The sequence below is a fragment of the Methylobacterium sp. CB376 genome (assembly GCF_029714205.1).
Taxonomy (GTDB): domain Bacteria; phylum Pseudomonadota; class Alphaproteobacteria; order Rhizobiales; family Beijerinckiaceae; genus Methylobacterium.
Genome location: NZ_CP121648.1, coordinates 7,568,384 through 7,579,578, shown reverse-complemented (window position 1 = coordinate 7,579,578; position 11,195 = coordinate 7,568,384). Strand labels below are relative to the sequence as shown.

Here is an 11,195-nt window from a genome sequence, read left to right as displayed (position 1 = left end):
ATCGGCAGAGTTGAGTATGGATCCGCTCTCCTACCATATGCAGACGCAATTGAGCAGGAACTCCGAAAATTGGGCTACGTCGAAGGCCGCAATCTCAAGACGGAGTGGCGCTGGGCTCACGGTAATCCTCAAACGCTAGCAGCAGCTGCGGCCGAGCTTGCTGAATTGAAGGTTGATATCTTCGTCGCGACGGCCACCCCTGTGGCTAATGCCATTAAGCAGGCGACCTCCTCGATACCGATTGTATTGTCGGGCACGGCAATCGCCGAGGGTGCAGGTCTCGTCCAGACGTTGGCGCGGCCTGGGGGCAACGTTACGGGCGTAACGATTATGTCGCCGGAACTGGCGGCTAAGAAATTACAGATGCTGCAATTACTCGTGCCGGGTGTAAGCAACGTCGGCCTCTTTCCTTATATCAATAGGGCTACCCCAGCCTCCAAACAATTGTTGAAGGAGATCGAACCGGCAGCGCAGCAAGCAAGAATTCGTCTGGCCGTGCATGATATCAACCAGGCTGAAGATTTGGCGAAGGCCTTCGTGTTATTGAAAGAACAAGGAGCTCAAGCGTTACTTGTCTGTCTAACTCCTATATCCGCCGAGAACCGGTCGCTAATCATAAATCTCACTGCGCATTATCGAATTCCAGCGCTCTACGAGAGCAGAGTGTTTTCTGAAGTGGGTGGCTTGATCTCGTACGGGCCTAACATGTCGGCTGTCTACCGCCGGTCTGCACATTACATCGACAGGATTTTTAGAGGAGCAAGCCCGGGAGAACTGCCCGTGGAACAGCCTACAAACTTTGAGCTCCTCATAAATCAGAGCACGGCGAATTCGCTCGGCATAGCAATTCCGCGAGAGATCTTGAATGCGGCTGACGAGGTCATCGATTAGGCGGAGTTGCGCTAGAACACGTCACGATCGCCTCGACCACCTTGCTGGCTGCCATCTGCCTCGGCGCGACCGTTAGCTGCCCGCTATTGGTCCCGGGCCTAGGCGCAGGGTGCCAATGTCCGCTCCGGGTCGGAAGTCGCCTCTGCGAGCATCCAGCACTGTCAAACCTGGACCTCGGCGCTGCAGCCCGCACGGTGGCTCGGAAGGCCGAGCCGGCGACCTAGCATCGATCATCCAGCCGGCGCGCACGACGACGTGGCGAACGCGGTTGCGGGTGCGATCGTGGTGTTGACGACCGCGCCGCAGCCGCTCCGCATTCCACCCGAGGTGATGCAGGCGATCCGCGCCATGCCGCCGCGGCACCGGAGGCGGTTCACTTGAGCCGGGTTCGCCGCCTTAAACCAAAAGTGATCTGGTCGACAGGTCAGGATCAGCCTGATCACCAGGATTGCCTTAAGCGATGAATTTGAAGTCAGATGCCGATAATGAGATCACTCCTTCTACTGTGATACTGTTGTTTGCATCTACGTGGATGATACTATTGCCGCCGGATACCTCAATGCTAAGCTCCGAGAGCATGGCGAGCCTCGTCGGAAGATGAGCTGCCGCCTGAACCGGGATGCGCGCTAACGCCTTCTCTGGCACTTTGTCCACATATAAGCCGTCGAACTCGATTTTGTCCTCACCAGGATGAAAGTCGTGGATAATGTCATTGCCGTTGTTCGGTCCGAACACGAACACGTTGTGCCCCTGGATGGCCGTCCCGTCCGAGTACTGCCAGTCGCCCCACATCTCGTCGATGGTGTTCGCTGCGCTTATCAGGCGGTCATCACCGGCACGAGATCCCGTAACGGCCGTTCGGCTATCGCCGTACAAGAAGTTGACCCCACCTACACCGCCGGCGACAGTGTCGTTCCCGCATTGTGTTCCGCTGTTATAACTACTGTCGCCATAGATCAAGTTGGTTGAATCAGCCCCTCCCACTATATAATCATTCCCGCATGTCGATGATTCTACGTAGAGACCGTCGCCGTATATCTCGTTGTATCCGTTGGATCCTCCTATGATAGAGTCACTACCACCAGCTGAATTGTACATATTGGTCGCATCGCCATACACCAAGCTTCCGGTGTTTGATCCGCCTGTGATCGCATCATTGCCACCAATTGAATTCGACATGGTGAGCGCGTCGCCGCAGATTGTGCTTAGGGAGCAATCATCTCCCCCGCTGATGGTGTCATTTCCACCAGTTGACGATGTCATGAAATATGCGTCGCCGTACACGAGATTGTTGCTGCAGTAGCTTCCGAGGCGTATGATGTCATCACCGCCTGCTTCTCCTTGTCCTAGACCGGGGTAGTCTCCTATTAAGATGTTGTAATCCTAGTCGTCTAGTCCAGTAATCGTCTGATTACCGTATCCGCCATAGTTAAATGTAAAACTCATTGTTTGTGCCCCCCTCACAAAAGCCACGACTTCGTCATGCAGCGGTTAAGCTAGCCGTCATGGCGGCTTGCGCGGATCGGCCAAGGCGCGTTTTGCGAGAAACAAAGGCGCTTTCTCCGACCCGACTGGGCTCTGGAGCATGCCAATTTCGCGAAGCGCGCCCTTAATCTGGCACAAACAGGATCACCACACTCTTTTCCAAGACGCGCCACCTTCGTCGAGGCATGGAGTGGCATGTCCAGAAAATAAGAGCCCCTAACACAACCCTCCTTCGCTCCCGCTAAGTAGTTGAAATTTCAGGAGAGAAGGCGGTTTTGATAGGTGCTCTAAGTGTCCACCGCGCTTTGAGGGGAGCTATGCAGGAGATTGGGTGATGCGCTGAGCTGGAGGGCATCGCCCACGACTGCCCCTATCCACCGCCCGACAAGGTGCGGGGAAACGAGTATGTGCCCCGGTGCCACGCCTACTTCCCCGACCTGACCGGGCCGCCCAAGCCGCCGGACCTGCCGCTGGCCCTGGGCGGGTTGAGGGTGGTACGGGGTGGGAAAGGGTGAGTGACGGTGCGCGCCCAAATCAGGCAGGGTTCCGCACAGGGGCTTATGCGAATGGGCCGTCCTCGCGCGCGGCTGCCGTTCAGAGCCGGACTCAAAAGTTCACGTTGGAAAGCAGTACCCTGCGAGCCGTCGTGACATCAGCCGGATGCTGGCGATAAAGGCCCACGCCGTGGAACTCGCGGTGGTTTTCTCCCAATCCTTGGCAAGACGCCGGCAACGGCCAAGCCAGGCGAATGTTCGTTCAACAACCCACCTGCGCGGGAGAACCTCAAAGCCCCTGGCCGTGTCGGATCGTTTGATGATTGCGATGGTCCAGACGCCCTGACCGTGCAGCGCTCCGCGCAGCTTCTCGCCTGCATAGCCGCCATCGGCGAAGATGTGGCGCAGCCAGGGAAAGCGGTGGCGGATCGCCTTCAGCAGAGACGGGGCGCCGTCGCGATCCTGCACATCAGCCCCGTGAACGAGGACGAAGAGCATCAGCCCGAGGGTGTCGGTCACGATGTGGCGCTTGCGGCCTTGGATCTTCTTGGCCGCATCGTAACCCGCCAGCCCTCCGCTCTCGCTTGTCTTCACACTTTGGCTGTCGATGACACCGGCCGTCGGGCTGGCCTCCCGTCCCTCCAGCTCACGCGCGCTCAGGACCAGCAGGTGGTTGATTGTCTCCCAGAGGCGGCTGTCCCGCCAGCTGTAGAAGTAGCCCTGCACCGTCGAGCGGGGCGGAAAATCCTTGGGCAGCATCCGCCATTGGCAGCCGCCGGTGGCGATGTACAGGATGGCATCCATCACCGCCCGCAGTTCGGTCGTGCGCGGCCGCCCTCCAGGCTTGGGTGGGGGCAGAAGCGGAGCGATCACGGCCCATTCCCGATCCGTCATGTCACTCGGATAGCGAGCTGACGAACGCCGATGGTGGTAGCGAGCCGCATCATCCCAGGCCATCGGATCCTCCTCTCATCGGGATGGAGGAACCACAACTCATTGATATTACTCAATTCCTTTCCGGCCCGGCTCTCAGAAGAAGGCCATCCCGGAGATCGGCAAGGCCGTCGAGACTGGGCGCGTTTCCGTCTCGGCCGCAGCCCAGGTGGCGCGGCTTCCGCAGCCCCAGCAGCGGGCTGTCGCCTCAGCGGGCGACAAGGCCATCGCTGAGAAGGCGCGCGAGCTGCGCGAGTCGCGAGCGGCTAGTACTGTCGGCGCTCGGCAGGGCTCTGTATTGACAGATCCTATGATTCAATGAAATTTTGGCGAGCCCTGGAGGGCAATACCATGAAGCACGCTCTGCGATGCATCTTCGTGCTTGCTCTAAGCACTTTTGCGATTAATACGTCTTCCGCCGCGTCTCCAAATACGGGCGGAGGAACAATCTGCGGACCGAGCTGCGATCGACCGTCGGGACCGTCCAAGCCAGTTCGTACTACAGGGAAGAGGTGTCCTGCCGGATACTTCAAGAGCAATGGTCAGTGCTATCGTAGGCTGAACTGAACGCATCGAGGTCCGGGAAGTTCTGAGCTGCGAAAGCACTGCTCTGGCCTCGGCAGCCCTGCGATGGTTCCGCTTGCCGCTAACCTGCCAGTCCTAGCCCCTGTCCAAGTCGTGCAAGTGCTGCCTCCCGCCCCGGATTGGGCTCCGGTCGAACCTGCTCGCCAGAATACAGGGACGCTAACGCTGGGCTGTCTATTCTGGCGACTTGGCTCGGCAGGATGGCCCTGGGAGTCACGACGTTGGCCGCTGGCGGGCGAATGGCTGCGGCCGGTGGAGGGCGGTGAGCCGGAGAGCGGGCGCCACGGGCGCGCTGTTCGCGTTCGTTGGCCGCGCTGAAGGCAGGCAGGTACTCCACGCCGAACCGCCACTGCACTGGCTTGCGCTGCGACCCGACTGCGGTGCGGTGGTAGGCCGAGCCGGCGACCTCGACCCGCTCGACGAAGCCGATCGCTTCCAGCACCGCGAGGGCGCCCCGGATGTGGGCCTCGGTCAGGCCGAGGTCGCGGTGGCCGGCGAGCGCGACGCGATCGACCACGAAGGCCCGCCCGAGCCGGCCTGGGGCGGGGTGGTAGCGCGTCAGGCAGGTGGCGCGCCAGGACGGCCTGGGGATGCGCTGGAACAGTGCAGCGGCCGGGCTCGGCCCTCACAGCGAGCCCGGCCGCCAGCTACAGCGACCGGCCCGATCGAGGTCACGGACGGTCAACCGGTCGCTGCCTTCGCCCGCTCGAACCTGCGACGACAAGAGCGGGCGGTCTCGGAATTCGGGGCGACGACCCGGAGATCTCATCCCGGAGCATCGGGCCGCCGCCGGGGCCTGTGGCAAACGCGAACGGGCCCGGCGGACGGCGCCGCCGGCGACGAGTAGGCGAGGCCCGGGGCTATTTCGCCTTCCGGCCCATGTCGCGGCGGGACTGGCCGATCGGCGTCGATGACCAGTTCTCGGCGCCGCTCGCGAAACTCAAGGGGGCGTCGCAACGCGTCGCGGAGGACGACAGCGTGAAGTCGTTCCGCAAGGACTTGATCAAGGTCGGCCGCGCCGTCGAGAAGGTCGGCGGAGTTCTGGGGGCTGGCGGGAGGCGGGGGTAGCGGCGGCTCTGCGCCGGCCCTGAGCGGCGCCCTCCCGTGGCTCCCGGGCAACGCTGGCGTTAGCGGCTGGTGGGCGGCGGAACGGCAGCAACACGCGGTCGGACGTGCTGGCGAAGGGCGGCGCCTCGGAGCTGGGCCCAAAGGCCCTTGGGGGGGGGCGCTGGTCGGCCGTGGAGGCCCGCGGCGGCCCGCGCGTCGGTGAACCCGCGCTCGGGGGCGTGCGGGATCGCGCAGTCTCTACAGGGGCCGGGCGGAGGACACGGAGCGGAACGCCGGCATCGCCGCGATGCTGTCGGCCGGTCTGACGTGGTCTCAGATCCAGGCAGCAGCCGGGTGCAGTCGGGCGTACCTCGCCAAGATCGCCAAGAACGCCAAGCGGGTCGCAGCGAGGCGACGCCGCTCCGCTGCCCCACCCTGATCGCCGTGACCTGGGGCGCTCGCTCCCAGCGCCCCCGCGGTCTGCGGCACTCAGAAGCCGATGAGGTCACCCGGCCGAGGCATACCGCAGCGCTTCGACCAGATCAGCTTGCCCGTTCCGTCCAGCAGCATGACGACCCCCTCAGACTGGGAGAACAGTTCGCAAGCCCGGTCCGCGGCTGTCGCGACTGCCTTCTCCTTGGTGACGGCGCCCAGCTCCTCGTGGTCGGTCACAACACCGGCACCGTCCGGCCGCGGCCAGAGTAACCAGAGCTGGAAGTGCGACGTGGGTGGGCTACAGGACATGCCGCTAGTGTGCTCACAGCGCCACACCGGGGGCAAGTTTCTGTGCTGAGTTTGTCGCACCGACCAGGGCAGTTCCACAGCTTACTGCAACGCCCCTGCGTGATCCGGCCAGCTTGGCCGTTAGCATTTCGAGGCACTTAACGCCCCTGCATGGAACGCGCACAACCTAATTACTGGCCCCAGATGGATCCGGCCTGAGCATGCATTAAGCCGCTTATCCGAGTTGCCAAATCACCTAACGCCCGATATGGCCAGTCTCAACAAGCAAAAGGGGGCGGAGATGATTGCAGAAACAATTGCAAGCGTCGGCCTTATCAGCACGGCAAGCGCAAGCCTTGCTATAATGTAGCGGGGTATCTCAGTTTTAACCAAATTTTAACGTGCCTGTTCGGCGCGCTTAGCCCCGTGTTCGTCTTCCCTTCTGAACTAGCGTCGCATCTTCTGACCCAGTGTCGCAGCAGCGTGGCTTCAGAAAGCTCAGCCAGTCGGATCGAACCCGATGAGGCGGTGCCGGCCGACATCGTTCCGCCGGGGCTGCTGCTCGACGACGTGCCCCAGCAACTGCTCCTGCGGTTTGCGAGCCTGAGCGCCCGCGCCCGGCAGCAGTGTGAGGACGAGCTGGCGCGTCGCCTCGATCACGCGGCTCTCCTGGCGGTTGCGACGTGGCTGCGGTCCCAGCACGGAGCGATCCCGCTTCGCTCAATCCCGGCTCGCCCATGCGCGCCGGAACCACTCCAGGGCGGCCACTAAGCCCCGATCGGCCTCGCCGGCTAGAGCGTTTTCGGTTTGAGCTGAGTCGCTGCGGGGTTTCCGGGCTTGCTGTGGTGTGATTCTCTGATCGCTCTGGACGAGGAGCGAGGCATGGGCCGACCCTACAGCCAGGACCTCCGCGAGCGCGTGGTGGATGCGGCGGCAGCGACCTCCTGTCGGCAAGCAGCGGCGCGCTTTGGGGTCGGGATCGCGACCTCGATCCGCTGGATGGCCGCCCTGACGGCGACTGGAACGGTGGCAGCCCGCCCGCAAGGGCGGGCGCGCCGTTCGAAACTCGATCCGCACGAGGCGTTTCTGCGTGGCCTGATCGCACAGAACGACGACATCACGCTGGAGGAGATGCGCGCCCGGCTGCGGGATGAGCAGGATCTCACGGTGGGGCTGGGCACGCTGTGGAGCTTCCTCGACGCGCGGGATCTGACGTACAAAAAAAGACGGCTCACGCCGCCGAGCAGGATCGCCCGGATGTGAGAGCGGCGCGCGAGGCCTGGTTCGAGGGCCACCTCGATCTCGACCCAGCCCGCCTCGTGTTCCTCGACGAGACCTGGACGTCGACCAACATGTCGCGCCTGCGCGGACGCTCGCCTCGCGGCGAGCGGCTGCGTTCACCCGTGCCGCACGGTCACTGGAAGACCACCACCGTCGTGGCGGGTCTGCGCCTGTCTGGGATCACCGCTCCCTTCGTGCTGGACGGTCCGATCAACCGCGAGACCTTCCAGACTTATGTCGAGCGCGTGCTGGTGCCCGAACTCACGCCCGGCGACATCCTCGTGATGGACAACCTCGGCAGCCACAAAGGACCGGCCGTGCGCGCCGCCGTCGAAGCGGCGGGCGCGCGATTGCTCTTCCTTCCGCCCTACTCGCCCGAGTTCAACCCGATCGAGATGGCCTTTTCCAAGCTCAAAGCCCTGCTACGCAAGGCCGCCGAGCGCACCGTCGAGGGGCTATGGTCGGCCATCGGGAGGCTCGTCGACACCATCACGCCCGACGCGTGTGCCAACTTCTTCGCCGCTGCAGGCTACGATCCAGATTAAACCGAAAACGCTCTAGCTAGCCAAATATTGCTGACATGTTGACATCATGTATCGGCCAAGCTTTGGTCGCGACTTCTACGCAAAATGCCGTCGAGACAGATACAATCTCTTGACCGACGTTCAAATCGTGCTTTCCTTGCCCGTGGTCCAGCATGTGGTCCGCGAGGCGTGATGAAGCCCGATGCCGAGGAAATCTAAGCCGATAAATCGAGGCGGCCACCATGTCGAAATCTTTGCCCCAGATCGTGACGTCCTCTCCACGGGAGCCGACCGAGCAGGAGCAGGAGGCGATCGAGCGCGCCAAGCAGCGGATCCGGGCGCGCCCGCTCCCACTTGCCTACGAGGTGGACCTTGCAGAGGGAGGTGAGGTGGCACTCAGCGCTCTGCACAGCGACGAGGCCGGGCAGTTTACCCGCATGGTCGACCTCTTCGGCACAGCGTCGGACAGCTTTGCGCGCCATACGCTCGGCTCGCTCGGAGCGGTCGTGCGCGAGCCGGGCAAGGCTCCTCCCACGGCGGAGCAGCTCAACGCTGCCCTTGCGGCTGTCGGGGGCCTCGCCCCCCGCAACGAGGCCGAGGCGATGCTGGCCGTGCAGATCGTAGCGACGCATGAGGCCGCCATGTCGATGATCGGCCGGGCCAAGGAGGCCAAGGACACGGCCGCCATGGAGCGCTTCGGGACACTGGCGACCAAATTGCAGCGGACCTTCCTCGCCCAGCTCGAAACCTTGGCCAAGATCCGACGCGGCGGTGAGCAGAAGGTCACGGTTGAGCACGTGTACGTCGCGCCAGGCGGTCAGGCCATCGTCGGCGCCGTGGCGATGCCGGGGGGTGGGGGATCTCTCGAAAATGGACGTCAACCCTGTGGACCTGCCGACGACCGAGCCCTTGCAACTTCGCCTGGCGCGCCGCTGCTGCGCCAAGACGCGGCGCGGGACGGAGTGCCAGTCGCCCGCCATGAAGGGCCGGAAGCGCTGCCGTCTCCACGGCGGCGCAATCGGGAGCGGCGCCCCGCGGGGTAAGGCGAACGGCCGCTTTCGCGACGGTCTGCGCACGGCGGAAGTGACCACCCTCAAGCGCCAGATCAGGGAGTTGTTGCGCAGCGCTCGGGCGACCCTTGAGGACCTCAGCTGAGGACGCCTGCGCCGCATGTAGCTCTATTGCGCGGTGATGGTCACCGATCCCGGATGGTCGCAGCTTAGGGCAGTGATCGGTTCAAAATGCATGTTGTTTTACATGAACAGAGACCTGCTCGCCGCCGAGCACGGCCAGGGTGCCGAAATCCTCGTCCGAGACACCGAGCCTCCCTCCGCCCTGAGCTGGTAAGCCCCCAGGCGCTCCCGTTGGTTCGGCACGGTGTGCTTCCCGTCCGGATTAGGTGATAGCACCTAACCCTGACCCCTAAATTCAAGGCCGCATTTGTGTAGCGGAAAATTCACTGGCGCACATTAGCTTGCGCGTCAACGTCAGCCTGACCCCGGGACGGTCCCATGTGGTTCATTGATCGCAGCGCAGCATCCTTGCTGCAGGCTCTGGACCGCTCGCAGGCGGTGATCGAGTTCGACATCGACGGCATCATCCTGAGCGCCAACAGCAACTTCCTGAACGCCGTCGGCTACACACTCGCCGAGATCAAGGGCCAGCATCACCGCATTCTCGTCGATCCGGCCGAGCACGACAGCGCGGCGTACCGGGCGTTCTGGGCGGCGCTCGCTCGCGGCGAGTGCCAAGCCGCCGAGTTCCGCCGGCTTGGCAAGGACGGCCGGGAGGTCTGGCTGCAGGCGAGCTACAACCCGGTGCTCGGGCGCGGAGGCCGGCCAACGCGGGTCGTGAAAGTCGCCGCGGACGTCACCGAGCGCAAGCGCGTCGCCGCCGACCACGCGAGCAAGATCGCGGCCATCGACCGCTCGCGCGCCGCGATCGAGTTCACCCTCGACGGCACGATCGTGACCGCCAACGCGAAGTTCCTGGAGGTCGTCGGCTACACGCTTGAGGAGGTGGTCGGCCACCACCACAGCCTGTTCGTGGACCCGGCCGAGCACGGCACGCCCGCCTACCTGGCCTTCTGGGAGGACCTGCGCGCGGGCCGGTTTCAGTCGAGCGAGTTCCGGCGCGTCGCCAAGGGCGGCCGGGAGATCTGGCTGCAGGCGATCTACAATCCCTTGCTCGACGTGGCTGGCCGCACGGTGAAGGTCGTCAAGTACGCCACCGACACGACCGCGGCCGTGCAGCGGCGTCAGGCGCGCGAGGAAGCGCAGGCCGCGATCGAGGCGGGCCTGCGGGAGATCAACCAAGCGATGACAGCGGTGACTGCGCAGGCGGCGAGCACGGCGGAAGCCGCGGCCCAGACCTCGGCGACCGTGCAGGCCGTGGCCGCGGGCACGGAGGAGTTCACTGCCTCGACGGACGAGCTGAGCCGGCACGCCCTCCAGGCCAAGGACGCGAGCGACGCGGCGGTCGCGCGCGCCACGGAGGCGCAGGCGATCATCGCGGGGCTGACGCGGGCGGCGGAGCGGATCGGCACGGCGGTGTCGTCGATCCGGGCCGTGGCCGACCAGACGAACCTGCTCGCGCTCAACGCGACGATCGAGGCCGCCCGGGCGGGCGAGGCGGGCCGCGGCTTCGCGGTGGTCGCCACCGAGGTGAAGACGCTCGCCGGCCAGTCCGCCCGGGCGGTGGAGGAGATCGGCACACTGATCGCGGACGTGCAATCCTCAACCGGCGAGGCGGTGCAGGCGATCGGCACGGTAGCCGAGGCAATCCGCTCCTTGAGCGAGATCTCGCTCAGCGTGTCCTCGGCTGTGGCCGAACAGGCGGCAGCAACGCGCGATATTTCCTGCAGCCTTCAGAGCGCGGCGGGGAGCGTCGACTTGGTGAACCAGAGCACCGGTGTCATCAACGCGGCGGCGGCCGAGGTCGGCGCGTCCGTGAGCCGGATGGCGCAGTTCGCACGCCAGTTAGGCTAGCCGCGAGAAGGTGGTGCGCCTCCTGCCTGACACCGTGCGGGACGAGGTCTCTAAGGACAGCGACCATCGCACCTTCGGGTTTTAATCACGGACGAGAACCGGCAGCCCCTCTACTCGCCGGTGCTGAGCTGAGCCGGGCTCTGGCTGACTCGGCGAGGGCTACGCTGATCCACGCCAAGCGGATGCCGCTCGGAACCGGGAATCGCTTCCCCGCACTCAGTCGCTCCCGCTGACCAGGAGGTGAT

General features: G+C 64.1%; 11 protein-coding genes. 6 read left to right on the top strand and 5 right to left on the bottom strand.

Annotated elements, in window-relative coordinates; genetic code table 11:
* Positions 1-69: 69 nt before the first annotated feature.
* The gene (locus QA634_RS34885; RefSeq protein WP_445928376.1) at positions 70-891 is read left to right on the top strand and encodes an ABC transporter substrate-binding protein; all 822 of its coding nucleotides are present in this window, start codon (positions 70-72) and stop codon (positions 889-891) included.
* Positions 892-1,344: 453 nt separating this feature from the next.
* Here QA634_RS34885 and QA634_RS34880 read toward each other — a convergent pair whose 3' ends face one another.
* The 3 genes from QA634_RS34880 to QA634_RS34870 form a co-directional block, all read right to left on the bottom strand.
* A complete protein-coding gene (locus tag QA634_RS34880) occupies positions 1,345-2,175 on the bottom strand; it encodes a hypothetical protein (RefSeq protein WP_150108787.1) in 831 nt (276 codons plus the stop codon).
* Between the two features lie 815 nt (positions 2,176-2,990).
* A complete protein-coding gene (locus tag QA634_RS34875) occupies positions 2,991-3,827 on the bottom strand; it encodes an IS5-like element ISMtsp20 family transposase (protein WP_012336521.1) in 837 nt (278 codons plus the stop codon).
* Positions 3,828-4,449: 622 nt separating this feature from the next.
* Entirely contained in the window at positions 4,450-4,905 is a 456-nt protein-coding gene (locus QA634_RS34870) for a hypothetical protein (protein ID WP_168169189.1), read from the bottom strand.
* 362 nt (positions 4,906-5,267) lie between these two features.
* Between QA634_RS34870 and QA634_RS34865 the strand changes: the two genes are divergently transcribed.
* Entirely contained in the window at positions 5,268-5,456 is a 189-nt protein-coding gene (locus QA634_RS34865) for a hypothetical protein (protein WP_012336520.1), read from the top strand.
* 468 nt (positions 5,457-5,924) lie between these two features.
* On the opposite strand, the gene QA634_RS34860 is transcribed toward QA634_RS34865, so the two are convergent.
* The gene (locus QA634_RS34860; RefSeq protein WP_265576493.1) at positions 5,925-6,107 is read right to left on the bottom strand and encodes a hypothetical protein; all 183 of its coding nucleotides are present in this window, start codon (positions 6,105-6,107) and stop codon (positions 5,925-5,927) included.
* Positions 6,108-6,656: 549 nt separating this feature from the next.
* A complete protein-coding gene (locus QA634_RS34855) occupies positions 6,657-6,818 on the bottom strand; it encodes a hypothetical protein (protein WP_168169188.1) in 162 nt (53 codons plus the stop codon).
* Between the two features lie 222 nt (positions 6,819-7,040).
* Between QA634_RS34855 and QA634_RS34850 the strand changes: the two genes are divergently transcribed.
* The 4 genes from QA634_RS34850 (at position 7,041) to QA634_RS34835 (ending at position 10,950) form a co-directional block, all read left to right on the top strand.
* Positions 7,041-7,984 (top strand): IS630 family transposase gene (locus QA634_RS34850; RefSeq protein WP_085984480.1). Its coding sequence is split into 2 segments (ribosomal slippage): positions 7,041-7,377 and positions 7,377-7,984, totalling 945 coding nucleotides; the frame shifts between segments, so codons are not numbered across the junction.
* Positions 7,985-8,205: 221 nt separating this feature from the next.
* The gene (locus tag QA634_RS34845; RefSeq protein WP_012336515.1) at positions 8,206-9,006 is read left to right on the top strand and encodes a hypothetical protein; all 801 of its coding nucleotides are present in this window, start codon (positions 8,206-8,208) and stop codon (positions 9,004-9,006) included.
* On the top strand, positions 8,942-9,118 hold the full coding sequence (locus QA634_RS34840) for a hypothetical protein (protein ID WP_283027118.1): 177 nt from the start codon (positions 8,942-8,944) through the stop codon (positions 9,116-9,118). The genes QA634_RS34845 and QA634_RS34840 overlap by 65 nt, the downstream gene beginning before the upstream one ends.
* 356 nt (positions 9,119-9,474) lie before the next feature.
* A complete protein-coding gene (locus QA634_RS34835) occupies positions 9,475-10,950 on the top strand; it encodes a methyl-accepting chemotaxis protein (RefSeq protein ID WP_012336514.1) in 1,476 nt (491 codons plus the stop codon).
* Positions 10,951-11,195 lie beyond the last annotated feature (245 nt).

Bases quoted from the DNA above. Each gene is read 5' to 3' on its own strand.
- QA634_RS34875 (WP_012336521.1), bottom strand. From the start codon at position 3,827: ATGGCCTGGGATGATGCGGCTCGCTACCACCATCGGCGTTCGTCAGCT.
- QA634_RS34865 (WP_012336520.1), top strand. From the start codon at position 5,268: ATGTCGCGGCGGGACTGGCCGATCGGCGTCGATGACCAGTTCTCGGCG.
- QA634_RS34845 (WP_012336515.1), top strand. From the start codon at position 8,206: ATGTCGAAATCTTTGCCCCAGATCGTGACGTCCTCTCCACGGGAGCCG.
- QA634_RS34840 (WP_283027118.1), top strand. From the start codon at position 8,942: ATGAAGGGCCGGAAGCGCTGCCGTCTCCACGGCGGCGCAATCGGGAGC.
- QA634_RS34835 (WP_012336514.1), top strand. From the start codon at position 9,475: ATGTGGTTCATTGATCGCAGCGCAGCATCCTTGCTGCAGGCTCTGGAC.